Origin of the sequence: Micromonospora coerulea, assembly GCF_016598485.1 — a bacterium.
In the GTDB taxonomy this organism is placed as follows: Bacteria; Actinomycetota; Actinomycetes; order Mycobacteriales; family Micromonosporaceae; genus Micromonospora; species Micromonospora coerulea.
Window position 1 is genome coordinate 356,947 of the sequence record NZ_JAEMUW010000004.1, and the last position, 24,423, is coordinate 381,369.

Sequence of the window (24,423 nt, forward strand, 5' to 3'; positions counted from 1 at the left end):
CGATACCGGCCGAATCCACGACGAACGGAGCGCAACCGATGACGAGCTTCACTCTGGACGACCTTCGCGAGCTGCTGGGCAGCATCGCCGGGGTCGACGAATCCACCGACCTCTCCGGCGACATCGCCGACGTCCCGCTGGCCGACCTGGGCTACGACTCGCTGGCCATGCTGGAGCTGGCCGGCCACGTGCAGCGTCGCTACGGGGTGCCGATCCCGGACGAGGCCGTGGAGCGGATGACCACCCCGCGCAGCACCGTCGAGTACATCAACGCCCAGTTCGCGACGGTGGGCTGAGATGGCCGGGCACACCGACAACGCGGTGGTCATCGACGCCCCGCTCGAACTGGTCTGGGAGCTGACCAACGACATCGCGTCGTGGCCGCGGCTGTTCAGCGAGTACGCCGAGGCGACCGTGCTGGAGCACCGGCCCGACGGCTCGGTGCTGTTCCGGCTCGCCCTGCACCCGGACGAGAACGGCAAGGTCTGGTCCTGGGTGTCGGCGCGGGCGGCGGACAAGGACACCTGGACGGTCCGCTCGCACCGGGTGGAGACCGGGGTCTTCAAGTACATGTCGCTGTTCTGGGAGTACACGCCGGTCGAGGGCGGGGTGCGGCTGCGCTGGGTGCAGGACTTCGAGATGAAGCCCGGCGCCCCGCTCGACGACGCGGGGATGCAGGAGCGGCTCAACCGCAACACCGTCGTCCAGCAGCAGCTGATCAAGGAGAAGGTCGAGGCGGCCGCCCGCCGGGGCGTACCGGTCAGCTGAGCGCCCGGCCCGGCGCACCGGGCGCGGCGAACCGACATGGAGGAACCACGATGGATCTGGAACTGGCCGGAAAGAAGGCACTGGTCACCGGCGGCACCCGGGGCGTCGGGCGGGGCATCGTCCTGGCCCTGGCCCGGCACGGCGTCGACGTGCTCACCTGCTACCGGCAGGAGAGCGAGGCGGTCAGCTCGCTGGAGCGCGAGCTCAAGGAGATCGGCGGCCAGCACCACCTGGTCCGCGCCGACCTGGCCGACCCCGAGCAGGTCGCCGCGCTGATGGCCGAGGCGCGCAGCCGGTTCGGCCGGCTCGACCTGGTGGTCAACAACGCCGGCGCGATCAGCCACGTGCCGTACGAGCAGCTCACCCTGGCCCAGTGGCAGCAGGTGATCGACACCAACCTGACCGCGGTGCACCTGGTCACCCAGGCCGCGATCCCGATGATGACGGCCGGCGGCTCGGTGGTGAGCATCGGCTCGAAGTCCTCCGAGGTGGGCATCCCGCTGCGGGCCCACTACACCGCCACCAAGGCGGCGCTGCGCGGCCTGACCCGCTCGCTGGCCAAGGAGTACGGGGTGAAGGGGCTGCGGTTCAACGTCCTCGCCCTCGGCGTCATCCGCACCGAGGCGATGGACGCGATGCCGGCCGAGCAGCGTGAGCTGCTGACCAAGCGCTACCAGGACAAGACCGCGCTGGGCCGGCTGGGCGAGCCGGACGAGGTGGCCGGCGCCGTGCTCTGGTTGGCCAGCGACCTGTCCCGGTACGTCACCGGCGCGACCGTGCACGTCGACGGGGGGATCTCCTGATGGCGCGGGGACCGTTCCGGGTGATGCTGCGGATGCAGATCAAGCCCGGCATGCAGGAGGAGTTCGAGCGGGTCTGGCTGGAGGTCGGCGACTCCGTCACCAGCCACCCGGCGAACCTGGGGCAGTGGCTCTCCCGCGACGACGAGGACGAGGGCGTCTACTGGATCGTCAGCGACTGGGTAAACGAGCCCCGGTTCCGCGAGTTCGAGCACAGCGACCGGCACCTGGAGCATCGGACCAGGCTGCACCCGTACCGCTCGGGCGGCTCGATGACCACGATGCGGGTGGTCGCCCACCTCACCGGCGCGGCGAGCGCCGGGAGCCACGGGGAATGGGCCGGCGTCCGGTGACGCGCCGGCCGCCCGTCCGGCGGGCCGGGGGACCGGGCGCAGGACGGGCGGCCGGCCGCACCGCACGACCGGCAACCGACGGCGGTAATCCCGCGCCCCGCGCGAGGCAGGGCACGGACGATCGGAGCGGAACATGACCAGTACGGTTCCTGCGCCGGTGCGGGGCGCCACCGCCGCGCCGGCGGTCCCGGCCGCCGCGGCCGACGCGGAGTGGCTGACCTGCGGTGGCTGCCGGGTGCTGCTGTACCGCAAGCGGTTCGACCGGCTGCTCGGGGTGTGCCCGGAGTGCGGGTGGCACAGCCGGCTGACGGCGGGCCAGCGGCTGGACGGCCTGCTCGATCCCGGTTCGGCGCGGGCGGTGACGCCGGCGGAGTCGGTGCACGACCCGCTGGGCTTCACGGACCTGGTCGACTACCCGGGCCGGCTGTCCCGGGCCCGGGACAGCACCGGCCTCGCCGACGCGGTCCGGGTGGTCCGGGGCCGGATCCAGGGTCACCCGGTGGTGGTGGCCGTGATGGACTTCCGCTTCCTGGGCGGCAGCCTGGGGGTGGCCGCCGGGGAGGCGGTGACCGCCGCCGCGGAGGCGGCCCTGGCCGACTCCTGCGCCCTGCTGATCGTCACCGCCTCCGGCGGGGCCCGGATGCAGGAGGGCGCGCTGGCGCTGATGCAGATGGCCAAGACGGCCAACGCGCTGCGCGCCCTGGACGAGGCGGGACTGCTCACCGTCACCCTGGTGACCGACCCGACCTACGGCGGGGTGGCGGCCTCGTTCGCCACCCTCACCGACGTCATCATCGCCGAGCCCGGCGCCCGGATGGGCTTCGCCGGCCCACGCGTCATCGCCCAGACCATCCGGCAGGAGCTGCCCCCGGGCTTCCAGACCGCGGAGTTCCTGTTGGCGCGGGGGCTGGTGGACGGCGTGCGGGCGCGCGGCGAGCTGCCCTGGGTGCTGGGCCAGCTGCTGGCGGCGGCCGCCCCGGCGCCCGCCGACTGGGGCGGCGGGGTGGTCGACGCCGTGCTGCGCGACCCGGCCACCCTGGTCCGCCGCCCGCCCGCCGAGGTGGTCCGGCTGGCCCGGCACCTCGACCGGCCCACCCTCACCGACCACCTCACCGAGTGGCTGGACGGCTTCGTCGAGCTGCGCGGCGCCCGGGACGGCGCGGGGGACTGCCGAGCCGTGCTCGGCGGCCTGGGCGTGCTGGACGGGCTGCCGGTGATGGTGATCGGGCACCAGAAGGGGCACAGCACCGAGGAACTGGTGCGGCACTCCTTCGGCATGCCCTCGCCCGCCGGCTACCGCAAGGCCGCCCGGCTGATGCGGCTCGCCGCGAAGCTGCGGGTACCGGTCGTGACGCTGGTCGACACGGCCGGCGCCCACCCCGGGCTGGAGGCGGAGGAGCAGGGCCAGGCGGTCGCCATCGCCGAGTCCATCGCGCTGATGGGCAGCCTGCCGGTGCCGGTGGTCACGGTGATCACCGGGGAGGGTGGCAGCGGCGGCGCGCTGGCGTTGGGGGTGGCCGACCGGGTGCTGCTGACCGAGCACGGCACGTACTCGGTGATCAGCCCGGAGGGCTGCGCGGCGATCCTCTGGCGCAGCCCGGAGCGGGCCGGCGACGCGGCGGCCGCGCTGGGCGTGGACGCCGGGTCCCTGCTGCGGCTCGGCGTGGTCGACGGGGTGGTGCCGGAGCCGCCGGGCGGTGCCCACCTCGACCCGGCGCGCGCGTCCCGGCTGGTCCGTGACGCCGTGGTCGTCGCCCTGCGCGAGCTGCGGACCAGTGAGGGGCCCGCCCTGGTCGCGACGCGGCGGGCCCGGTTCCGGCGGTTCGGTCTGACCAACGATAGGAGGCCCTGACATGACCATCACTCCTGCTCCCACCACCCCGACCCCGGTGCCCGCCGACCCGGGCGGGCTGGACGCAGCGGTGGCGGTGCTGCACGCCGAGGCCGCGATGGAGGTGCTGCACCGCAGCGTCCTCGGGGTGGCCCGCTCGGTCAGCGGCGCGCCGAGCCGGATCAGCGTCCGCTTCGGCTGCGCCAGCATCGACGTCGAGTGGCCGGACGCCACCGCCGCCGGCGGCGCGGCGCCCGTCACGGTGCTCGCCGAGACGCCGGCGACGCAGGTCGACGCCGAGGCGGAGGCCGACCGGCACGAGCTACGCTCGCCGCTGGTGGGCACCTTCTACCGGTCGATCGAGCCGGGCGCCAAGCCGTTCGTCGAGGTCGGCGACATCGTCGAGGTCGGCCAGCAGGTCGGCATCGTGGAGGCGATGAAGCTGATGAACCCGCTGGTGGCCGACCTGGCCGGGCGGGTGGTCGACATCCCGGTGGCCAACGGCGAGCCGGTCGAGTACGAGCAGCCGCTGCTGGTGATCGAGCCCTGGGAGGGCGAGTGAGCGGGCGGGAGGTCACCTTCGACACGGTGCTGGTGGCCAACCGCGGCGAGATCGCGCTGCGGGTGGTGCGTACCTGTCGGGAGATGGGGATCCGCAGCGTGGTCGCGTACTCCACGGCGGACCGCGAGTCGGCGGCGGTGCGCGCCGCCGACGAGGCGGTCCAGATCGGGCCCGGCCCGGCCAAGCAGAGCTATCTGTACCCGCCGGCGTTGATCGAGGCGGCCCTGCGTACCGGCGCGCAGGCCGTCCACCCCGGCTACGGCTTCCTCTCCGAGGACCCCGACTTCGCCGAGATCTGCGCCCGCAACGGTCTGGTCTTCATCGGGCCCCGGCCGGAGGTGATGGCCCGCCTCGGCGACAAGGCGCTGGCGCGGCGGCTGATGACGGACGCCGGACTGCCGGTGCTGCCGGGCACCCTGGAGCCGGTCGGCAGCGCCAGCGAGATCCTCGCCGCCGGGCACCGGGTCGGGTTCCCGGTGATCATCAAGGCCGCGGCGGGCGGGGGCGGCCGGGGAATGAGCGTGGTACGGCGCGCCGAGGAGCTGCTGCCCGCGTTCCGGGCCACCCGGGCCGCGGCCCGGTCGGTCTTCGGCGACGACCGGGTCTACCTGGAGCGCTTCCTGGAGCGCGCCCGGCACGTGGAGATTCAGGTGCTCGCCGACGGGCACGGGAACGTGGTGCACCTCGGTGAGCGGGACTGCTCGGTACAGCGCCGGCACCAGAAGCTCGTCGAGGAGAGCCCGGCTCCGGGCCTGCCCCGGCGGATCGCCGAGGCGCTGGCCGAGGCGGCGGTGCGCGGTGCGCGGGCGGTCGGCTTCACCGGGGCGGGCACCTTCGAGTTCCTGGTCGCCGGGGAGGAGACCGCGTTCATCGAGGTGAACTCCCGGATCCAGGTGGAGCACCCGGTCACCGAGGCGGTCACCGGCATCGACCTGGTCCGCGAACAGATCCGGGTGGCCGCCGGCCTGCCGCTGCCGGTGACCCAGGACGACGTCCGGCCGCGCGGGGTGGCGGTGGAGTGCCGGGTCAACGCCGAGGACCCGGCCCGGGACTACGCCCCCTGCCCGGGTGAGCTCACCGAGTTCGTCCCGCCCGGCGGACCGTTCGTCCGGGTGGACACCCACGCCTACCCCGGCTGGCGGATCTCGCCGTACTACGACTCGCTGCTGGCCAAGGTGATCGCCTGGGGGCCGGACCGGGACCAGGCGCTGGACCGGATGGACCGGGCGCTGGCCGAGTTCCGGATCGCCGGGCGGGGCGTCCGCACCACCGTGCCCCGGCTGCGCGAGGTGCTGGCCGACCCGGTGTTCCGGGCCGCGGAGCACTCCACGGCGTTGCTGGACGAGATGGCGGCGGCGCAGGGCGTACGCCTGGCCGGGTGACCGGTCGGTCCCGGTGGCTCGATCCCGGGGAGCGGGTGCGGCGACGGCCGCGACGGTGTGTGACCGTCGCGGCCGTCGGCGTTGCGGGCCGGTGTCCCCCGGGCCGGTGGGGCCGACCCGGGGGTGGTTCAGCGTCCCACCGCGAGCTGCTGGCTGATGCTGCGCACCGTCGGCAGGAAGCGGTAGTTGTAACCGACGAGCTGGTCGTCCGGCGGCTCGGCGCCGATCAGGTGCAGCTCGACCAGTTCCTCCAGGACCGACTCGGCGGCGTGCTCGTCGACGCCGAGCACGCTGGCGGCGGTGCCGAGCGAGACCGGCTGCTGCACCAGCCCGGCCAGCTGGCCGAGCGCGGTCTGCACCGCCCGCGGTGCCAGCCGGTAGGTGCGTTCCACGCTGGCCCGCAGCCGCAGCGGGTCGCCGCTGGGCCGGTCCATCTCCCGCCGTTTCCAGGCGATCAGCCGGGCGATGCTCCAGTGTGGCCGGGAGAGCAGCATCGACGCGGCGACGTGCAGCGCCGACGGGAGCCCGTCGCAGAGGTAGACCAGCTCCCGCGCGATCAGCGGTTCCCGTTCGATGCGCCGTCGACCGAGCGCGCCGGCCAGCAGTTGCAGGCTGCCGTCGACGTCCAGCGGAGGTAGGTGCAGCGTCTCGCTGATCGACGGCGTCGAGAGCCGACGCCGGCTGGTCACCAGCACCGCGCTGGCCCGGCTCGACGGCAGCAGCGGCGCGAGCTGGTCGCTGTCGGCCACGTCGTCGAGGAGGACGAGCACGTTGCGGTCCGCGGTCACCGAGCGGAACATCCGGCTGCGCTCCTCGAGTGTGGTGGGCAGCGCCTCGTCGGGCACCCCCAGCGCCCGCAGGAAGCCGCCGAGTACCTCGCCCAGGTCGGCGCGCCCGCCGTCGCCGTCGAGCAGCCGGGCGTAGAGCTGACCGTCCGGGTGGTGGTCGCGGACCTGGTGGGCGGCGTGCACGCTGAGCGCCGTGGCGCCGCAGCCGGGCGGTCCGGCGACGACCACCACCGCCGGGGCGCTGCGGGGGGTCCGGCCCAGCGCGGCCAGCACCACTGCCAGCTCGGTGTCCCGGCCGACCAGCGCCGGCCCCTTCGGCGGCAGCTGGCTCGGCGGCGCGGCGCGGACGACGACGGTGGCCGGCTCGGGCGGCGCCGGCGGCGGCTCCAGGGCGAGGTCGCCCTCCAGCATCGAGCGGTGCAGCCGTTGGGTGTCCAGGGACGGGTCCAGGCCCAGCTCCCGGGCCAGCGCGGTGCGCAGGTTCTGGTAGACGGCGAGCGCGTCGGGTCGCCGGCCGGCCCGGTAGAGGGCGAGCATCAGCTTGGCGTGGAAGCCCTCGTGGGTGGGCTGCTTGGCCACCAGCGCGGTCAGCTCGCCCAGCACCTCGTGGTGCCGGCCGAGCTGGAGGTCGGCCTGGATCCGCGACTCCAGCGCGCTCTTGTGCATCTCCTCCAGCCGCAGCGCCTCGACCTGGAGCAGCGGGCCGAGGCTGACGTCCACCAGGGACGGACCGCGCCACAGCCGCAGCGCCTCCGCCAGCGTGCCCGCCGCGGTGGTCGGGTCGCCCGCCTCCAGTTGGGCCCGCCCCAGGGCGGCCAGCCGGCCGAAGCGGCGGGCGTCGAGGGCGTCCGGCGCGAGCGAGAGGACGTACCCGTAGGCGGAGGTCCGCAGCGACGGCGCGCCCGCCGTGGGCGGTAGCTGCCCGCGGGCGTTGGGTACGCCGAGCCGCAGCAGCTTGCGCAGCTGGTAGACGTACGTCTGGAGTGTGGTGGTGACGCTGGCGGGAGGGTTGTCCTCCCACAGTTCCTCGATGATCTGGTCGGTCCGCACGACGACGTTGCCGTTGAGCGCGAGAAGGCTGAGCGCCCGGCGGAGTTTGGGCGCCGAAGGTGTCACGACCGCGCGGTCGCGTACCACCTCCAGCGGTCCTAGGATCGAAATCTGCACGACAACCACTTCCCCCTTGTGGTCGAAGTCGCCGCTGTCCCGCCCCGCACCGGGTGGAACGTCGACTTCGAGAGTGCCTGGGATCAGGCTGGGTCGATGCCATCTTTCAGCGCTCGAAAAGCGCTGGAGCGCGGATAGAGCCCCCTTTCTCGACATCCTCCTGTCGTCCCTTTTCGCGGGAATCGCCGGTCGAATGCACACGTGGAGTGGATGCGCAATGCATTAATATCCACCAATCGGTTGACCCCTGCCTCGGACGGTCCGCCGAGAGGGTGGGGGTCGATCAAACCCGGACAGTCGGGGCATATCCCCGAAACTTGTGCGCCCGCTCCGACCGTGGTCGGGTGTGGCCGTCCTCGCCGGAAAACTCCATACGGATCCCACGGCGTTCGACAATCCGTCATTCCGAGCGTCCGCGCAATGTCGGATCTCCGGCTTTCCGCCGGGCTCGGCTCTTTCCTTACCGAGAGTGCCCGAAACAATCGGTAACAATTGGCGGTCGGGCACCTGTCGGAAAGTCTCCGCTATTGGCCGGGCCGGCGGAGAAAACATTGCCAAGCGACGCATTAATGGGAATCTGGACAAAGCCGCCCGGACCTCGCCCGGATCGCCCGTCGGCCGTGGTGGCGGCGTTGCGCGCGGCTCGTCCGGCACCCGGCGTCGCGCGAACCGCGCGGTGCACCCGGGGGTGCCGCGGCGGCTCGCCGTCCGGCAGGGGTATCACCGACAGTGATCGCTTGAGGTGGGATTTGCCACGGTTGCAATCGCCGCGGTGTCCACGACGTGGGTTCGACCCCCGAAGGACACAATTCCCGTACCCGCGACGCGGGCCCGTCCGCGCCCGGCACGATTCCCGCGCCGGGGACCGCGCGGGCCGGAGACCAACGATCCCCGGGCCCGGGGACCGGGCCGGCGCGGGACGCGACGGCGAACGGTCCCGGGGGCCCGGGGATCGGTCTGGACGACCGGCGGTCAGCCCGCCGGCCAGGCCGCGAACCGGCGCTGCCCGTACAGCAGCGGCTCCCGGCCCGGCTCGCGGACGATCTGCCGCACCTCGCCGAAGACCACCATGTGGTCGCCGACCGGCTCGGTGCGCGCCACGGCGCAGTGCGCCACGGCGAGCGCGTCGTCGGCCAGGTACGGCCCGGCCGCGTCCGGCCCGGCGGCCCAGCGCACCCGCAAGAACCGCTCCGGATCGCCGGAGGCGAACAGCCGTGCGGTCGCCGATGCATCCTCGTGCAGCAGGTTCACCGCGAACCGGGAGCCGGCGACGATCGCGGCCAGGGTCGGGCTGCCGCTCCACACGCAGACCAGCAGCGTCGGCGGGGCGAGGGTCACGCTGCACACGGACGAGCACGTCATGCCGTGCGGCCGGCCGTCCGGCCCGAACGCGGTCAGCACGGCCACGCCGGTGGGGAAGTCGGCCATCAGGCCCCGGAAGTCGGTCGAGGTGGGCCCGGCGGCCCGCTCGGCGAGGGAATCTGTCACGTCGCACCACCTCAGGGATCGGGCGGGGGTCCGCCGGCGAGCCGGACCGGACCCCCGGCGTCGGTCAGTTCATCCCGATGTACGGGGCGATGTGCCGGCCGGCCCAGCTGTCGAAGTCCTCCAGCAACTGCTTGTTGAGCTCCGGGTGCTCGGCGAAGGCCTGCAGCGCGTCCGCCTGGCTCATCGCCTTCGCCACCAGTGCGTCGGCCGCCTTGCGCCGCTGCCACCAGTCGTCGTTGGTCTCCGTCCGCTCCAGCTTGGTCGCCGGCACCTTCTGCCCGAGCAGCAGGTTGTCGATGCCGGCCAGGCCGAAGAAGGTCGGCGCGGCGCCGAGCGCCAGGTCCAGCAGGAACGGGTCCCGCCGGGTCAGCGGCGCCCCGTTGGCGTACAGGTCCAGCAGGGGCTTGAAGCCGGAGACGTCGCAGCGGTCCCGGACGTCCTTCCAGAACGGGGTGTCCACCTTGGTGTTGAACTTGTAGTGGATGCCGAGGAACCAGCGGATCGCGTCCCAGCGCTGGCCGAGGCCGAGGTTGACCACGTCCCGGGCCGGGGTCTCGGACCAGGAGGTGGGCAGGGTGGCCACCATCGCCTGGATGGACAGCGCGCTCATCAGCAGGCCGGTGGACTCCAGCGGCTCGACGAAGGCGTACGAGTTGCCGATCGCGTAGACGTTGCCCCGCCAGGCCTTGTCGTGCCGGCCACTGCGGAAGCGCACCTGGCGCAGCCCGTCAACGGTGGGGAAGCGCTCCTTGATCTCGTCGGCGGCCTGCTCGTCGCTGATGTGGTCGGTCGAGTAGACGTAGCCGATGTGGTCGCTCTCCGGGGTGGGGATGTTCCAGGTCCACCCGGCCTGCATGGTGGTCGCCGTGGTGTACGGCTTGAGCACCCCGTCGTGCGGCATGTTGCCGGTGACCGCCGAGTTGGTGAAGAGCGTGTCGGAGTAGCTGTGGAACGGCGTGCCGAGGGTCTTGCCCAGCAGCATCGAGCGGAAGCCGGTGCAGTCGACGTAGAAGTCGAACGTCAGCTCCCGCCCGTCGGTGGTGGTCAGGTGGTCGACCCATTCCTCGCCGCCGAGCACCACGTCGGCCAACCGCGCCTCGACGTGCGTGATGCCGCGCTGCTCGGCCAGCTCGGTGAGGTAGCCGACGAACCGGGCGTTGTCCAGGTGGTACGCGAACGGCAGGTACTTCATCAGCGAGACGGGCTTGCCGTCGACCTCGAAGACCGCCGAGCGGTCGGCCATCATCATCAGCGACTGGAGGGTGAAGCCGTTCACGCTGCCGGTGGCGTCGAGCGCACCCAGGCCGCCGATTGAGTGGTGGTGCCAGTCGAAGGTGGCCATGAACGGCTCGTCCTCCGCCGGCCCCCAGTCGAACTTGATGCCGAGCTTCCAGGTCGGCATCACCTTCCGGTACAGCTCGTTGGCGTCGATGCCCAGGTAGTGGTGCAGGAACATCACCATGTAGGTCACCGTCGCCTCGCCGACGCCGATGATCGGGATCTCCTTCGACTGCACCAGGGTGACGTTCAGCCACGGCCGCTTCGCCTTCAGCGCCAGCGCCGCCATGTAGCCCGCGGTGCCGCCGCCGATGACGCCGACCGAGCGGACCCCCTGCGGGTCGTCGTCGGCCGGGCGCCGCCGGTCGCTCGCCACCGCCTCGTGGTGCTGGGTGAGCGCCCGCGGGTTGAGCACACCCGGCATGCCCTGACCGTTCGCGCCGCCCAGCCAGTCCCGTACCGCGTCAGCGTCGGACTCGGTGAGGCTCTCGACCAGGGTGTCCAGCTGGGTCCTGGTGGTGGGGCCGCCGAAGCCGCCCATGTTTCCGTACATTTCGCACTCCCGACCGTCGTTGGATGGATGGCCCCGCCAGCTCCGTCCGGGCGGGGCGGGGTGCCGCGAGGGTGGCCGGGCCCGTCGGCGCCGGCGCCGCCGGCCGGGACCGACCCGGCCACGGCCACTGTGCGCAGATCGGCTCGAGCCCCGCTGGAGCGTCGCTCAGGGTGCCCGGGCCCGCGCCGGGCCGGCGTGCGCGCGCATCCGCCGGCTCGCTCGCCGGTCGAGCTGGGTTCGAGGGGTACGCGCCACGCTGGCCGGCGGCCGGCCGCTGCCGCGGCGGGCAGGGGGCCAGGGAAGGGGCGGGCGATGGTGGCGGACGACGGCAACGGGGCGGGGTACCCGTCGAGACTGGTGCGGATCGGTCGGCTGCTCTGGGCGGGCGCCCAGATCCAGGGGCTGTTCCTGCTGGGCTTCCCGCCGCCCCCGGTCCGGCCTGCCGACCCGGCCGATCCGGCCCGGACTGCCCGCTGACCGACCGACCGACGACGACCGGCCGCCCACGGCAACGTGGGCGGCCGGTTCGTTCGTACGGGGTCAGACGCGGGCGAGCAGCATGGCGCTCTGGAAGCCGCCGAATCCGCTGCCCACGCTGAGCACGCGGTCCATCCGGTGCTCCCGGGCGGTCAGCGGCACGTAGTCCAGGTCGCACTCCGGATCGCGCTGGTGCAGGTTCGCGGTGGGGGGCACCACCTGGTGTTGCAGGGCCAGCGCGCAGGCTGCCACCTCCAGGGACCCGATCGCCCCCAGCGAGTGCCCGATCATCGACTTGATCGAGCTGACCGGCACCTGGTACGCCCGCTCGCCGAGCGCCCGGATGAACGCGGCCGTCTCGTGCCGGTCGTTCTGCTTGGTCCCCGAGCCGTGCGCGTTGATGTAGTCCACCTCGGACGGAGCGATGCGCGCCTGGTCCATGGCGACCCGGATGGCCTCGGCCATCTCCCGGCCGTCCGGCTTCAGGCCGGTCATGTGGAAGGCGTTGCTGCGGCTGGCGAAGCCGGTGATCTCGGCGTAGATGCGCGCCCCGCGGCGCCGGGCCGCCTCCTTCTCCTCCAGCACCAGCACCGCCGCCCCCTCGCCGAGGACGAAGCCGTCCCGGGTGGCGTCGAACGGGCGGGAGGCGTGCTCCGGGTCGTCGTTGTTCGGCGAGGTCGCCTTGATCGCGTCGAAGCAGGCGGAGGTGATCGGGGAGAGCGGGGCGTCCGTCGCGCCGGCCACCATCACGTCGGTGCTGCCCTCGCGGATCAGCTCCACCGCGTGCCCGACCGCGTCCAGACCGGAGGTGCAGCCGGTCGAGATCAGCGCCGTCGGCCCCTCCGCGCCGGCCGTCCAGGCCACCTCCACCGCGAGCGTGCTCGGCACCATGTACCCGTACAGGTGCGGCACCCCGTAGGTGTGGTCGACCAGCCAGTTGCGGCCGTCGTCCGAGAGCACCGCGTACTCCTGCTCCAGGCCCATCGTGCAGCCGACCGCGCTGCCGATGCTCACCCCGACCCGGGCTGGGTCTCCGGCGGCCAGGTCCAGGCCGCTGTCCGCGACCGCCTCCCGGGCGCTGACCACCGCGAACTGGGCGGCCCGGTCCATCCGCCGGATCTCCGCCGAGGTCAGGCCGCACGCCCGGGGGTCGAAATCCACCTCCGCGGCGATCCGGGACCGGAAGGCGGCGGCGTCGAAGAGACTGATCCGCCGGGTCGCCGTCCGCCCGGCGGCGAGCAGCTCCCAGTACGCCTCCCGGCCCACCGCCCCCGGCGCGACCGCGCCGATCCCGGTGATCACCACCGACCGGGTCATGCCGGACCCCCCACGTCCGGGTTCGCCGCCTCGGGCCGGGTCGGCTCCTCGGTGTCCACGTGGCCCAGCTCGGGCCGGGGTGCCAGCGGGGAGAGGTGGAAGACCACCCGGGCGGCCGTGCCACCGGTGTTGACCAGCCGGTGCTTCACCCCGATCGGCACCAGCAGCGAGTCGCCGGGGCCGAGCCGGACCGGCTCGCCGTCCAGCCGGATCTCCAGGTCGCCGTCGACGACGTGCAGGAACTCCTCCGAGTACGGGTGGTAGTGCTCGGTGACGTACTCGCCGGGGGCGAGGGTGAGCACCCCGCCGAATCCGGAGGTGCAGCCCACCGTCTTCGGGCTCAGGGTGAGCCGGATGTCGCCGCCGCGGCGGCGGTTCGGCGCCACCTGGTCGACGTGCACACGCAGTTCGCGGGTCGTGGTCACCGGGTCCTCCCGTCCTTCGCCGTCCACACGTAGAACGGGGCGGCCATCGCGTCCTTCGGTTCCTTCCAGTTCGGGTCGTACGGCGACACGAACTCCGTCAGCCGGGTGTTGATGTCCTGGTACAGCGGGTGGCTGCGGGCCTTGTACAGGTTGGGCGAGATGTCGTCGTCGGCCTCCACCAGGTGCAGGTACAGGTCGTGGAAGGTGAACAGCAGCCGCCGCGAGACACCGATCATGTGAGGCAGGTCGGTGGCGTCCGATTCGGCGAAGACGTCGCCGATGCGCTGTGGTTCGTCGGTCTTCAACTTCGCGATGATCAAGGTGCGGTGCACGGTGATCCTCCTGGCGTCCGCTCCGATGGGCCCGCACATGCTCACAGCGCCGGCTGGAGCCCTACTCGAACCCGGCTCGGCGGCCCCGCCGCTGGACCGGTGGTCGAGCCGGGCCCGAGCCGGCGACGTGACGATCGCCCGGTCAACCGTCGGACGTCCGGTCGGAGGACCCATGTCAACCACGCAGGCGACCCGTCTCCTGCTCGCCCTCGCGATCATCATCGTGGCCGCCCGCCTGCTCGGCGCGCTGGCCCGCCGGCTGGACCAGCCGCCGGTGATCGGCGAGGTACTGGCCGGGATCGCGCTCGGCCCCACGCTGCTGCACGGGACCGTCTCCGAGGCGGTCTTCCCCACGGACATCCGGCCGTTCCTCGCCGCGCTGGCCAACCTGGGGGTCGCGCTGTTCATGTTCATCGTCGGCCTGGAGCTCGACCACGCGCTGGTCCGGGGCCGGGGCCGACTCGCCAGCAGCGTCTCCATCAGTTCGATCGTGCTGCCGTTCGGACTGGGCGCCCTGCTGTCGCTGTACCTGATCGGCAACCACCCGAGTCGGGATCCGCTGGGCTTCGCCCTGTTCATGGGCGCGGCGATGTCGGTGACCGCGTTCCCGGTGCTGGCCCGGATCCTCACCGACCGGGAGATGAGCCACACCCTGGTCGGCCAGGTGGCATTGACCTGCGCGGCGGTCGACGACGTCCTCGCCTGGACGATGCTGGCGACGGTGGTGACCGTGGCCGGCGCCGCCGCCGACCAGGCCCGGCTGCTGCTGTTGGTGCTGCCCTATCTCGCGGCGATGTTCCTGGTGGTCCGCCCGCTGCTGCGCCGGGTGGCCGCGGCGCAGCGGGCCGCGGGCCGGCTGACCAGCAGCACGCTCGCCGTGGTGCTGGCCGGGGTGCTGCTGTCGGCGGCGGCCACCGAGGCGGTCGGGCTGCACTTCATCTTCGGCGCGTTCCTGTTCGGCGTGGTGATGCCCCGGGAGGGCGGTGCCGCGCTCCGCGCCGAGCTGCTGGAGCGGGTCGGCCAGGTCAGCTCGGTGCTGCTGCTGCCGGTCTTCTTCATCGTCGCCGGCCTGCGCGTCGACCTCTCCGCCGTCGGCTCCACCGGACTGGCCGAGCTGGCGCTGATCCTGCTGGTGGCGATCGGCGGCAAGTTCGTCGGCGCCTACCTGGCGGCCCGGGCCAACGGGCTACCGGCCCGGGAGTCGGGCGCGCTGGCCACGTTGATGAACACCCGCGGCCTGACCGAGCTGGTCATCCTCAACATCGGCCTGCAACTGACCCTGCTGGACACCCGGCTGTACTCGCTGATGGTGGTGATGGCGGTGCTCACCACCGCGATGGCCGGGCCACTGCTGCGGCTGCTCTACCCGCCCCGCCACTACGCCCCGGCGGCTCCGGTGGCGACCGCCAGTCCCGGCTGACCGGCGCGCCCCGGCTCCGCACCTGACTTTCGTCGGTGTCCGGGCCGGCGGCCCGTGCCCCCGCGCTGCCCCTGCCCCCGCCCCGCGCCGGGTCGCCCGGCGTCTGGCCGCTCGCGCCACCGGGTCCGCGTCGCGCCAGAGGTACCGCCACCGTCCTTTGGAGCTGAACCGCTTGCGACATCACGCTGCGCCGGGTGGCGTGGCGGCGTCCGCTCGCCCGGTGATTCGTCTGCGACATCGGGCTGCGCCGGGTGGCGTGGCCGCGTCCGCTCGCCCGGTGATTCGTCTGCGACATCAGCTCCAAAGGCACTGCGGGGACAGGCCCGGGCCGCCCGGGCCGCCCGGGTGACCAGGGGCGCCGCCGACGGCGCGGCGGCCGGGCGCGGTGTCGACGTGGTCAGGCGCGGCGGATGACGAAGGCGTCCGGCATCCGGAAGGTCAGGTTGTCCGGGCACCACGGCGGGCGGACCACGGTCACCCCGTCGAGCAGCGCGGCCGCCTCGGCGACCACCACCGCCGCCTCCATCCGGGCCAGCTGCGCGCCCACGCAGCGGTGCGCGCCCGCCCCGAAGGCCAGGTGTCGGCGGGAACCGGGCTGCCCGGGCCGGAAGTCGGCCGGGGCGGCCACCACCTCGGGGTCCCGCCCGGCCCGGGCCAGCCACGCCACGATGCTGGTGCCGGCCGGCACCGTCGTACCGCCCAGCGTGGTGTCCACCGCGGCCACCCGCCGCCAGGTGACGATCGGCGGCTCCAGCCGCAGCCCCTCCTCGACCACGTCGCCGACGGCAACCTCGCCGGCGCGCAGCCCCGCCCGCACCTCAGGCTCGCCGGTCAGCCGGTGCAGCAGCAGGGTGAGGAACTGCGAGGTGGTCTCCTGGCCGGCGACCAGCAGGAAGAACAGCGCGCCCACCACCACGTCGGGGGAGTGCCCGGCGGCCCGCAGCCGGGCGGCCAGCCCGCCGCCGGTGGCGGCGAACCCGCGCAGCACGGTGTGGAACCGGCCGACCTCGGTGGCGAGCGCGAGCTGACGCTCGGCGTCCAGCGGCGCCCAGAACAGCTCCAGCGCGGCCCGGGCGAAGTCCTTGACCGCGCCGACCGGGGCGTCCGGGAGTTCCACGAGGCGGGCCAGCACCAGCAATGGCAGGTCGGCGGCGAGTTCGGCGTACAGGTCGACGGCGGCTCCCGCGTCGAGGTCGGCGGTGAGCCGGGCCACCCGGTCCCGGACCAGCGCGGTCAGCCAGGGCTGCTGTGCCGCGACGCGGGTGGGGTGCAGGGCGTCGGCGACGATGCCGCGGATCTCCGGGTGGCTGGCGCCGGAGTTGTTGGCCAGGGTCGGCGGCAGCCGGAAGCGGTGCCCGGCGAGCACCCGCAGGGCGGCCACCGGCATCGGCGTCACCGCGTCGAGGGCGTTGTCCGGCCGGAAGGTGACCGGGTCGGTGAGCACCTGCTTGACCAGCGCGTGCCGGGTGACCACCAGGTGCCCGACGCCGACGTGGTCGACGACGGTCGCCAGGTCCGGCCACCGCCGGTCGACGGACTCGCCCCAGCCCCGGAACAGCACGCCGACACGCTAGCGGGCGGCCCCCGGGGGCGCGGGATCCAGCTCCCATACGGTGGTGCGCTTCACCCGTACGCTCTCCAGCGCCTCCGGCACCGGCACGTCGTACGCGGCCAGCTGGCGGAAACGCTCCCGGGGCAGGAAGGCCCGCCCCGGGTCGCCGACCAGAACGCGGGCGCCGGACCGGGCGGCGCGGAGCAGGAAACGCAGCATCCGCCGGGCCATCGCCTCGCTGTAGAAGACGTCGCCGGCCAGCACCACCTCGGCGGCCCCGGCGTCGCCGTCGAGGATGTCGCCGAGCTCGGCGTCGACGCGTACCCCGTTGGCCGCGGCGTTGAGCGCGACGGCCGCGACGGCCCGCTCGTCGACCTCGACGGCGCGAACGGACGCCGCGCCGGCGCGGGCGGCCGCGATGGCGACCAGACCGGAGCCGGCGGCGAGGTCCAGCACCCGGCGGCCGGCGACCAGGTCCGGATGGTCGGTGACGTAGCGGGCCAGGCCCTGCCCGCCGGCCCAGGCGAAGGCCCAGAACGGCGGGGGTTGGGCGCTGCGGAACTCGCCCTCGGTCAGCTCCCACAGCCCGATCGGCTCGTCGGCCTGGTGCAGCCGCACCTCGGGAACGAAGGCGACCGGGGCGAGCCGGGCGTGCAGCCGGACGAAGGCCGCGGACAGGTCGGACACCCGGTGATTCTGCCCCCGGCGCCGGTCCGGCCGCCGGGCGGGCCCCGGGACCAGCGGCCGAACAGGATCCCCGGCGTGTCGCGGCGGGCCGGTGACCGGTTCACCACTGTGCGTGAAATCGCCACCCGCGCTTGGCGATCGGTGCGAACACGCCCGTCTACCGGCTTGCCCGGGCCGCTCCTAGCGTTGCCAGGTGGACGCGACCGACGGGAGGACGAGGCGGTGGTGAGCATGTGGCGCAACGCGCTGCGGATCGGGATGGTGCTGGCCTGTCTGTCGGGGCTTGGTCTGGGCGCGGCCGCGCCGGTGCGCGCGGCGGTCGGCTTCGCCACCGAGCTGAGCGGCCTGCCGGACGAGTTCACGGCCGGCGACGGGGTGGAGACGGTCTCCGCGGTGGTCTCCCGCTCCGACGGCGGCGGCTGCGTCAAGGTGCGCTGGTCGATGGTGCTCGGTGTGCAGGGCCTGCGGTTGGACCAGGTGAAGATGGACCGGGTCGAGGACAGCGGCTCCTTCCCGCTGGAGATCCGGACCGAGGGGGACGTGGCCCGGCTGACCGACCGCCAGCTGGACCCGGGGATCCTCTGCCCGGGGCGGACGGTCACGGCCCGCTACCGGGTGGCCTTCGCCGACGACGTCACGCGGGGGCGGGTGAGCTTCGCCGCCGAGGCGTACGACGAGAACCTGCGCCTGCTGGCCCGGCGGACGGCGACCCGGCAGGTGGTAGGGGAGGACGCGGAGGCGTCGCCGAGCGGGGCGGCGGAGCCGACGGAGAGCTCGGCCGCGCCCAGCGATCCGGCCGGTGAGCCGGCCGCCGACGACCCGGTGGAGGAGCCGACGCCCAGCGACGAGGCGGTGGCCGAGCTGCCGCCGCCCGGGGCGGCGGGCCGGCCGGTGGCGCAGTCGGGCGGGTTCGGGGCGGTACAGGCCGCCTTCCTGCTCGGCGGTCTGCTCCTGTTCCTCGGTGCGGGTCTGCTGCTGCGGCTGCGTCACCTCTTGCGCCCGGCCGGGGGTGCGGGGGCGGACGACCGGCGCGACCCCAGCCGCTTTACAAAAAGTTCCTACTTGTAAAACTGCGTGACGGCTGCCACAGTCTGGAGAGGAGTCAACAGATCGGAGGCTGACGATGAGCACCGGCACCGACGCGACGCCCCTCGCCTGGCGCGACACCCGCAAGCCGCTCTGGCCGCTCGCCCTGCTCGTCCCGGTGCTGCCCTTCGTCGGCTGGCTGGGGTGGCGATCCACCGGCGGTGCCTGGGCGTGGTGGCTCACCCCGGTGGTCGTCTTCGGGCTGATCCCGGTGATCGACCTGCTGATCGGCGACGACCGGCGCAACCCGCCCGACGAGGTCGTCCCGCGCCTGCAGGCCGACGGCTACTACCGCTGGCTCACCTACCTCTACCTGCCGGCCCAGTACGCCGCGCTGGTCCTCTGCTGCGCGGTCTGGGCCCGGGGTGCGTTGTCCTGGCTGAGTGCGGCCGGCCTGGTCGCCACCGTCGGTGTGGTCAACGGCATCGCCATCAACACCGCCCATGAGCTGGGCCACAAGCGGGAGTCCGCGGAGCGCTGGCTGTCCAAGGTCGCTCTCGCGCCGACCGGGTACGGGCACTTCTACGTCGAGCACAACCGCGGCCACCACACCCGGGTCGCCACCCCGGAGGACCCGGCCAGCTCCCGGCTCGGCGAGAGCTTCTGGGCCTTCTGGCCGCGCACGGTCTCTGGCAGCCTCCGCTCGGCCTGGCGGCTGGAGACCAGCCGGTTCCGCCTCCGCGGTCGCAATCCGTGGACCTGGCACAATGACATCCTGAACGCATGGGCGATGACCCTCGTGCTGTACGCGGTGCTGGTGCTCGCCTTCGGTCCCGGGGTGCTGCTCTTCCTGGCGCTCCAGGCGGTGGTCGGCTTCTCGCTGCTGGAGGTGGTGAACTACCTGGAGCACTACGGGCTGGCCCGCCGGCGCACCGCTGCGGGCCGGTACGAGAAGGTCGGTCCCGGGCACAGCTGGAACAGCGACCGCACGGTCACCAACATCTTCCTCTTCCAGCTCCAGCGGCACAGCGACCACCACGCCAACCCGCTGCGCCGCTACCAGACCCTGCGCAGTTTCGACGCGTCGCCGCAGTTGCCGGCCGGCTACGCCACCATGGTGGTCGCCGCGCTGGTCCCGCCGGTCTGGCGGCGGGTGATGGACCACCGGGTGCTCGCCCACTACGGCGGCGACCTGGAGCAGGCCAACGTGCACCCGCCGGCCCTGCGCCGGCTGCGGGAGCGCCAGCGCGGGTCGGGGTTCAGACCAGTTGGGCAGGCTCCAGGCCCAGCTCGCGGGCGGCGACCAGCCGGACCCACTCGGTGAACTGGCGGCGGGTGAGCACCCGGTCGTGCACCGCGAGCTGGACCGCCAAGCCGTCCATCACCGCGTTGATCCGCCACGCCGCGCCGGCCGGGTCCGCGCAGTCGAAGGTGCCGTCGGCCACCCCGTCCGAGATCACCTGGGTCAGGTCCTGGCGCCACCGCAGGTCGAGCCGGCGGGACGCCTTCTCCAGCTCGGGGGTGCGCAGCGACTCGGCCCAGCCGTCGATCCACATCGACCAGGAGGTCGACCGGCCGGCCGGGGTGTAGAGGCGCAGCATCCGCCGCAGCTTGGTCAGGGGTGGGGCGGAGGAGCGGACCACCGCGTCGAGCCGGGCCAGGTCCTGCTCGACGGCGTAGGCGAACGCCTGCGCGAGCAGCCGTTCCTTGGTGGCGAAGTGGTAGAAGACGAGGGCCTGGCTGACCCCGGCGGCGGCCGCCACGTCGGCGGTGCGGGTGTTCGCGAGTCCTCGTTCCACGATCACGTCACACGCCGTGCGCAACAGGGCATCCAGGCGGATCTCGGCGGCACGTCTCGTCACGCCGCTACCGTAACCCACTGATGTGAGCACAAGGAGTAACCAACCCCGCCGGTCTAATCGGACATCAAGTCGGAAACCCGACAGCAGTTCAGGCGGCAGCGCCGGGGTCGCCATCACGCGGGACGCGCCGGCGGGACCCCGATTTGGCAACCGTTCCGGACCTCGGCTAAAGTTCTCATCCGTCACCGGTAAACGCCGGGGGCGTGCGGACGTAGCGCAGCTGGTAGCGCATCACCTTGCCAAGGTGAGGGTCGCGGGTTCGAATCCCGTCGTCCGCTCGGAGCTGCCGCCACGCATGTCGGGGGCAACCTCGGTGGAGTGGCCGAGAGGCGAGGCAACGGCCTGCAAAGCCGTGTACACGGGTTCAAATCCCGTCTCCACCTCGGCAGTTGACGAGGGCGATTGGCGCAGTGGGAGCGCGCTTCCTTGACACGGAAGAGGTCACTGGTTCAAACCCAGTATCGCCCACCAGTTGGATGAGCAGATGGCTCGTCACCGGACGACGGTGACGAGCCGTTCTGTATCTCCGGCGGCCCGGGCCCGGTCATACCGATGCGGTTAGCAGCGCCTCCGCCACGGGGGTGCGGCTGCTCAGCAGCGACCGGCCCGCCCGGTGCGTCACCACCAGGCCCGCCGCGCGCAGCGTGGTGAGGTGCTGCGACACCCCGGCGAGGGAGAGGCCGGTGCGCCGGGCCAGCTCGGTGGTGGACCGCGGCGCGTCCAGCTCGGCGAGCAGCCGGGCCCGCCCCCGGCCGAGCACGGCGCCCAGGGCGTCCGGCGCCGCCGGCGGGCACTCCCACAGCGTGCCGAGGCCCCGCACCGGGTACGCCAGCTGCGACACGTCCCCGGCGGCGATGCTGCCGGAGGCCCAGACTGGGCCGGTGAACGATCACCACACTCGAGCCCTGCACTTCCGTTCCCTGCACGTACCCGGCGAGCCGCTGATCCTGGTGAACGCCTGGGACGCGGCGAGCGCCCGGATCGTCGCGGCCGCCGGCGCCCGCGCGGTCGCCACCACCAGCGCCGGCGTCGCCTGGAGCCTGGGCGCGCCGGACGGCGACGCCCTCGGCCGGGACGCGGCCATCGACCTGGTCGGCCGGGTCGTCGCCGCCGTGCCGCTGCCGGTCACCGCCGACATCGAGTCCGGGTACGGCCACACCCCCGACGAGGTCGCCACGACCGTACGGGCGGTGGTGGCGGCGGGGGCGGTCGGCGTCAACGTCGAGGACGCCCGGCACGACGGGGGAACGCCGCTGCGCGCGGTCGACGAGCAGTGCGCTCGGCTGTCCGCCGTCCGCAAGGCGGCGGACCACGCCGGCGTGCCGCTCTACGTCAACGCCCGGATCGACACGTTCCTGCGCGGCGTCGGCGGCGTCGAGGAGACGGTGTCCCGGGCCCACGCCTACCTGGCGGCGGGCGCGGACGGGGTGTTCGTGCCCGGCACGGTCGACCCGGCGACGTTGGCCGCCCTGGTCGCGGCGATCCCGGCCCCGCTGAATGTGCTGGCGGGGCCGGGCGCCCCGCCCGTGCCGGAGCTGGCCTGCCTCGGCGTGGCCCGGGTCAGCCTCGGCTCCGCGGTCGCCGAGGCCGCGTACGGGGTGGCCCGCCGGGCCGCCGAGGAGGCGTTCGGCGCGGGGACGTACGACGCGCTCGCCAGCGCCTTCGACTACGGCGCGTTGAACGCCCTGATGCGCGGCTGAGCCGCACACGAGGGGTGCCGGCCGCGTCGGCCGGCACCCCTCGTACGCGTTCCTGGCACCCCGTTACCGATCAGCTTCGTCGGCCCCGGGTCGGTCGGGTCACAGCGGCGGGCCGACGTCCCGGCGCTCCTCGACCCGCCGGTACTCCACCGGCTCGGCCGTGGTGACCACCTCGCGGCGGCGACCCCAGACCAGGGTGGTCATGATGAGGCCGAGCACGCCGACCGCCATCAGGATCCAGCCCACGACGTCGAGGTTGATCCCGCCGATGCTGGCGTCCAACGCGAACGTGAGGATCGCGCCGACCGCGATCAGGAAGATGCTGGTACCGATTCCCACGACAGCCTCCTTCAGGGGGACGTGGTGTGCTGTCGAGGGGATCAGTACCCAGCCGGTGAGCAGCGCAATCCCGGGTCCTCGGGCCTGTGGTCGTGGCGATCTTGCGATCGGGTAGAGTTCTCCCCGTCGCCGACGCAAGCCGGCGGCACGCGGACGTAGCGCAGCTGGTAGCGCATCACCTTGCCAAGGTGAGGGTCGCGGGTTCGAATCCCGTCGTCCGCTCGCGATCCGCCCCCTCACGGGGCCGACCGTCGCCGGCGCCGGTGTGACCCGCCCCGGCGAGCGCCCGGGCGATTGGCGCAGTGGGAGCGCGCTTCCTTGACACGGAAGAGGTCACTGGTTCAAACCCAGTATCGCCCACCAGCTGCATTGGCACGCCGGACGGCTCGTTACCGCACCTCGGTGACGAGCCGTCCGTCGTCCGGGACCGGGCCGGTCGAGACGGTCCCGGCCGCTCGTCCCGCGCGTCGGGCCGACCGCCGGGAGTCACCCGTCACTCGGCCGTGGTGCACCGCGAGCCGGTCGCCGGCACCGACCACATCGGTCACCGGCCGCTGCCCGCAGCGGGCACCGGATCCGCCCAACTGGCCATGGAACCGCCTGTCCCGGCGTGACAGGGTGAGGGCCCGCAGACCCCTGGGAGGCGATCGCATGCGGTCAGGCACCGGACGACGTTGGCAGCGTGTGGTGGGTCGGCTCGGCGTCGCCGCCCTGCTGTCCGGGGCGGGAGTGGGGCTGGCTGCCTCGCCGGCGCAGGCGACCGCCACCCGGACGGTGGCGTTCTGGAGCATGGACGAGCCGGCCGGGGCCAGCGTACTGCGCGACAGCAGCGGCAACGGCCGCGACGGCACCATCGGCACCGAGGTGGTGACCGGCGCGTTGTACGCCGGGGCGACCGGGCACCGGTTCGCCACCCACCTGCCCACCGACATGGAGTACGTCCCCGGGCACGTCAACCTGGTCCCGCACAGCACCGAGTTGAACCCGGACGCCGGGGACTTCTCGTTCACCATCCGCTACCGGACGACGTACTCCTTCGGCAACATCCTCCAGAAGGGGCAGGGCGCCACGGCGGGCGGTTACTGGAAGTTCGAGGCCCCCGGCGGCAAGCCGAAGTGCCTGTTCCGCGGCGGCGACGGCGCCTCGCGTACCGGCTACACCGACGTGCCGATCGCCGACGGGCAGTGGCACACGGTCACCTGCAACCGCACCTCCACCTATGTGGAGATGTACGTCGACGGGGTGCGGACCAGCCGGCTGACCGGGCCGACCGGCACCATCGCCAACAGCCGGCAGCTCTCCATCGGCGGCAAGAGCTCCTGCGACGGGGTGAACGTCACCTGCGACTACTTCGCCGGCGACATCGACTACGTCAAGATCCTCAAGGGCGCCGGCGGCACCACCAACCAGGCACCGGTGGCGGACCTGGCGCCGTCCTGCTCCGGGCTGGTCTGCACCTTCTCCGCCGCCGGCTCCACCGACGCCGACGGCGCCGTCCAGGACCACCGGTGGGACTTCGGCGACGGCGCCACCGCCGACACCGCCTCCGTGCCGACCACCTCCCACACGTACGTGGCGGCGGGCACCTACCCGGTCACGCTCACGGTCACCGACGACCGCGGCGCCACCGACACCGCCACCGTGGACGTAACGGTGGCACCCGTCGCCGAGCGGATCTCCTTCGTCGGGCAGGCCACCGCGAACGCCAACTGGACCAGCCACGCGGTGGTGGTGCCGTCCACCGTCCAACCCGGCGACACCCTGCTGCTCCTGCTCAGCCAGAACACCCACACCGGCACCGGCCAGCCCACCGGAGTCACCGGCTGGACCCAGCTGGACCGGCTCGACGGCGGCTACGCCACCACCACCGCCTGGTGGAAGACCGCCGCCGCCGGGGACGCCGGCTCGACCGTACGGGTGACGCTCGACGCGCAGTCCAAGGGCAACCTCGTGGTGGCCGCGTACCGGGGCGTCGAGCCGACGGCGCCGACGTTCGTCCCGGCCACCGACACCGCCAGCTCCGCCACCCGGATCACCCCGTACGCGACGGTGACGGCGGCCCAGAGCTGGGGGGTGTCGTACTGGATGCACGGGGACGGCCTCTCCACCGGCCTGGTTCCCCCGGCCGGGGTGCAGGTACGCAGCAACAGCTCGCAGACCGGCGGCGGCCGGGTGACCGGCCTGCTCGCCGACTCCGGCAGCACCGTGCCGACCGGCAGCTATGGCGGCCTGACCGCCACCGGCGCCGCCGCCAGCACCACCACCACGACCTGGACGCTCATCCTCCGCCCCGCCTGACAGTCGCGGTCCGTGGAT

At 73.5% G+C, this 24,423-nt stretch carries 24 protein-coding genes and 5 tRNA genes; 18 read left to right on the forward strand and 11 right to left on the reverse strand.

Annotation, left to right across the window (positions count from 1 at the left end):
- The first annotated feature begins 38 nt into the window (after nucleotides 1-38).
- The 7 genes from I8N68_RS08330 (at nucleotide 39) to I8N68_RS08360 (ending at nucleotide 5,696) form a co-directional block, all read left to right on the forward strand.
- Nucleotides 39-296, forward strand: coding sequence for an acyl carrier protein (locus I8N68_RS08330; RefSeq protein WP_200209266.1), 258 nt, complete (start codon nucleotides 39-41; stop codon nucleotides 294-296).
- A gap of 1 nt (nucleotide 297) precedes the next feature.
- Nucleotides 298-768: an SRPBCC family protein gene (locus I8N68_RS08335; protein ID WP_200209267.1), complete on the forward strand. Its 471-nt coding sequence runs from the start codon at nucleotides 298-300 to the stop codon at nucleotides 766-768.
- A gap of 50 nt (nucleotides 769-818) precedes the next feature.
- Nucleotides 819-1,571 (forward strand): SDR family NAD(P)-dependent oxidoreductase, encoded by a 753-nt coding sequence (locus I8N68_RS08340; RefSeq protein ID WP_200209268.1) that lies wholly within the window; start codon nucleotides 819-821, stop codon nucleotides 1,569-1,571.
- Nucleotides 1,571-1,921, forward strand: coding sequence for an antibiotic biosynthesis monooxygenase family protein (locus tag I8N68_RS08345; RefSeq protein ID WP_200209269.1), 351 nt, complete (start codon nucleotides 1,571-1,573; stop codon nucleotides 1,919-1,921). The genes I8N68_RS08340 and I8N68_RS08345 overlap by 1 nt, the downstream gene beginning before the upstream one ends.
- Nucleotides 1,922-2,054: 133 nt before the next feature.
- On the forward strand, nucleotides 2,055-3,773 hold the full coding sequence (gene accA, locus I8N68_RS08350; protein ID WP_200209270.1) for an acetyl-CoA carboxylase carboxyltransferase subunit alpha/beta: 1,719 nt from the start codon (nucleotides 2,055-2,057) through the stop codon (nucleotides 3,771-3,773).
- 1 nt (nucleotide 3,774) lies between these two features.
- Complete coding sequence (accB, locus tag I8N68_RS08355; RefSeq protein WP_200209271.1) at nucleotides 3,775-4,314, forward strand: acetyl-CoA carboxylase biotin carboxyl carrier protein; 540 nt, start codon at nucleotides 3,775-3,777, stop codon at nucleotides 4,312-4,314.
- Complete coding sequence (locus I8N68_RS08360) at nucleotides 4,311-5,696, forward strand: acetyl-CoA carboxylase biotin carboxylase subunit (RefSeq protein WP_200209272.1); 1,386 nt, start codon at nucleotides 4,311-4,313, stop codon at nucleotides 5,694-5,696. Before accB ends, I8N68_RS08360 begins: the two co-directional genes overlap by 4 nt.
- Nucleotides 5,697-5,824: 128 nt before the next feature.
- Here I8N68_RS08360 and I8N68_RS08365 read toward each other — a convergent pair whose 3' ends face one another.
- The 3 genes from I8N68_RS08365 to I8N68_RS08375 form a co-directional block, all read right to left on the reverse strand.
- Entirely contained in the window at nucleotides 5,825-7,651 is a 1,827-nt protein-coding gene (locus I8N68_RS08365) for an AfsR/SARP family transcriptional regulator (RefSeq protein WP_200209273.1), read from the reverse strand.
- A gap of 972 nt (nucleotides 7,652-8,623) precedes the next feature.
- Nucleotides 8,624-9,139, reverse strand: a complete 516-nt coding sequence (locus I8N68_RS08370) for a flavin reductase family protein (protein WP_307812690.1) — start codon at nucleotides 9,137-9,139, stop codon at nucleotides 8,624-8,626.
- 64 nt (nucleotides 9,140-9,203) lie between these two features.
- Nucleotides 9,204-10,970 carry a tryptophan halogenase family protein gene (locus I8N68_RS08375; RefSeq protein ID WP_200209274.1) on the reverse strand — a complete coding sequence of 589 codons (1,767 nt, stop codon included), beginning with the start codon at nucleotides 10,968-10,970 and terminating at the stop codon, nucleotides 9,204-9,206.
- 312 nt (nucleotides 10,971-11,282) lie between these two features.
- Here I8N68_RS08375 and I8N68_RS08380 point away from each other — a divergent pair, with 312 nt between their 5' ends.
- Nucleotides 11,283-11,447 (forward strand): hypothetical protein, encoded by a 165-nt coding sequence (locus I8N68_RS08380; RefSeq protein WP_200209275.1) that lies wholly within the window; start codon nucleotides 11,283-11,285, stop codon nucleotides 11,445-11,447.
- Between the two features lie 63 nt (nucleotides 11,448-11,510).
- On the opposite strand, the gene I8N68_RS08385 is transcribed toward I8N68_RS08380, so the two are convergent.
- Genes I8N68_RS08385 through I8N68_RS08395 form a run of 3 tightly spaced genes read right to left on the reverse strand, consistent with a single transcriptional unit; the run spans nucleotide 11,511 to nucleotide 13,521 of the window.
- The gene (locus I8N68_RS08385) at nucleotides 11,511-12,764 is read right to left on the reverse strand and encodes a beta-ketoacyl-[acyl-carrier-protein] synthase family protein (protein WP_200209276.1); all 1,254 of its coding nucleotides are present in this window, start codon (nucleotides 12,762-12,764) and stop codon (nucleotides 11,511-11,513) included.
- Nucleotides 12,761-13,189, reverse strand: a complete 429-nt coding sequence (locus I8N68_RS08390) for a cupin domain-containing protein (RefSeq protein ID WP_200209277.1) — start codon at nucleotides 13,187-13,189, stop codon at nucleotides 12,761-12,763. Before I8N68_RS08390 ends, I8N68_RS08385 begins: the two co-directional genes overlap by 4 nt.
- Nucleotides 13,186-13,521 carry a TcmI family type II polyketide cyclase gene (locus I8N68_RS08395; protein ID WP_307812692.1) on the reverse strand — a complete coding sequence of 112 codons (336 nt, stop codon included), beginning with the start codon at nucleotides 13,519-13,521 and terminating at the stop codon, nucleotides 13,186-13,188. Before I8N68_RS08395 ends, I8N68_RS08390 begins: the two co-directional genes overlap by 4 nt.
- Before the next feature lie 172 nt (nucleotides 13,522-13,693).
- Here I8N68_RS08395 and I8N68_RS08400 point away from each other — a divergent pair, with 172 nt between their 5' ends.
- Nucleotides 13,694-14,941 (forward strand): cation:proton antiporter domain-containing protein, encoded by a 1,248-nt coding sequence (locus tag I8N68_RS08400; protein ID WP_234038950.1) that lies wholly within the window; start codon nucleotides 13,694-13,696, stop codon nucleotides 14,939-14,941.
- A gap of 397 nt (nucleotides 14,942-15,338) precedes the next feature.
- Here the strand turns inward: I8N68_RS08400 and I8N68_RS08405 are convergent, their stop codons facing one another.
- Complete coding sequence (locus tag I8N68_RS08405) at nucleotides 15,339-16,502, reverse strand: cytochrome P450 (protein ID WP_200209279.1); 1,164 nt, start codon at nucleotides 16,500-16,502, stop codon at nucleotides 15,339-15,341.
- Nucleotides 16,503-16,511: 9 nt separating this feature from the next.
- Entirely contained in the window at nucleotides 16,512-17,180 is a 669-nt protein-coding gene (locus tag I8N68_RS08410; protein WP_200209280.1) for a class I SAM-dependent methyltransferase, read from the reverse strand.
- 231 nt (nucleotides 17,181-17,411) lie between these two features.
- On the opposite strand from I8N68_RS08410, the gene I8N68_RS08415 reads away from it, so the two are divergent.
- Together I8N68_RS08415 and I8N68_RS08420 are read left to right on the forward strand one after the other, a co-directional pair.
- The gene (locus I8N68_RS08415) at nucleotides 17,412-18,248 is read left to right on the forward strand and encodes a hypothetical protein (RefSeq protein WP_234039132.1); all 837 of its coding nucleotides are present in this window, start codon (nucleotides 17,412-17,414) and stop codon (nucleotides 18,246-18,248) included.
- Nucleotides 18,249-18,303: 55 nt separating this feature from the next.
- On the forward strand, nucleotides 18,304-19,530 hold the full coding sequence (locus I8N68_RS08420; RefSeq protein WP_200209281.1) for an alkane 1-monooxygenase: 1,227 nt from the start codon (nucleotides 18,304-18,306) through the stop codon (nucleotides 19,528-19,530).
- On the opposite strand, the gene I8N68_RS08425 is transcribed toward I8N68_RS08420, so the two are convergent.
- Nucleotides 19,466-20,068, reverse strand: a complete 603-nt coding sequence (locus I8N68_RS08425; RefSeq protein ID WP_200209282.1) for a TetR/AcrR family transcriptional regulator — start codon at nucleotides 20,066-20,068, stop codon at nucleotides 19,466-19,468. The two genes, I8N68_RS08420 and I8N68_RS08425, sit on opposite strands and share 65 nt — an antisense overlap.
- Before the next feature lie 205 nt (nucleotides 20,069-20,273).
- Here I8N68_RS08425 and I8N68_RS08430 point away from each other — a divergent pair.
- From I8N68_RS08430 to I8N68_RS08440, 3 genes are all read left to right on the forward strand, one after another.
- Nucleotides 20,274-20,346 (forward strand) — tRNA-Gly (locus I8N68_RS08430).
- A 34-nt stretch (nucleotides 20,347-20,380) separates the two neighbouring features.
- Nucleotides 20,381-20,451: transfer RNA gene (locus I8N68_RS08435), tRNA-Cys, on the forward strand.
- A 13-nt stretch (nucleotides 20,452-20,464) separates the two neighbouring features.
- Nucleotides 20,465-20,539 (forward strand) — tRNA-Val (locus I8N68_RS08440).
- Between the two features lie 73 nt (nucleotides 20,540-20,612).
- Here I8N68_RS08440 and I8N68_RS08445 read toward each other — a convergent pair.
- Nucleotides 20,613-20,909, reverse strand: coding sequence for an ArsR/SmtB family transcription factor (locus tag I8N68_RS08445; RefSeq protein ID WP_307812694.1), 297 nt, complete (start codon nucleotides 20,907-20,909; stop codon nucleotides 20,613-20,615).
- 40 nt (nucleotides 20,910-20,949) lie between these two features.
- Between I8N68_RS08445 and I8N68_RS08450 the strand changes: the two genes are divergently transcribed.
- Entirely contained in the window at nucleotides 20,950-21,768 is an 819-nt protein-coding gene (locus tag I8N68_RS08450; protein ID WP_200209283.1) for an isocitrate lyase/PEP mutase family protein, read from the forward strand.
- Between the two features lie 99 nt (nucleotides 21,769-21,867).
- Here the strand turns inward: I8N68_RS08450 and I8N68_RS33860 are convergent, their stop codons facing one another.
- Complete coding sequence (locus I8N68_RS33860) at nucleotides 21,868-22,107, reverse strand: DUF6458 family protein (RefSeq protein ID WP_200209284.1); 240 nt, start codon at nucleotides 22,105-22,107, stop codon at nucleotides 21,868-21,870.
- 149 nt (nucleotides 22,108-22,256) lie between these two features.
- Here I8N68_RS33860 and I8N68_RS08460 point away from each other — a divergent pair.
- The 3 genes from I8N68_RS08460 to I8N68_RS08470 all read left to right on the forward strand — a co-directional run bounded on the left by I8N68_RS08460 (nucleotide 22,257) and on the right by I8N68_RS08470 (nucleotide 24,405).
- Nucleotides 22,257-22,329: transfer RNA gene (locus I8N68_RS08460), tRNA-Gly, on the forward strand.
- 66 nt (nucleotides 22,330-22,395) lie between these two features.
- A tRNA-Val gene (locus tag I8N68_RS08465) sits at nucleotides 22,396-22,470 on the forward strand.
- Nucleotides 22,471-22,758: 288 nt separating this feature from the next.
- Nucleotides 22,759-24,405, forward strand: a complete 1,647-nt coding sequence (locus I8N68_RS08470) for a PKD domain-containing protein (RefSeq protein WP_200209285.1) — start codon at nucleotides 22,759-22,761, stop codon at nucleotides 24,403-24,405.
- Nucleotides 24,406-24,423 lie beyond the last annotated feature (18 nt).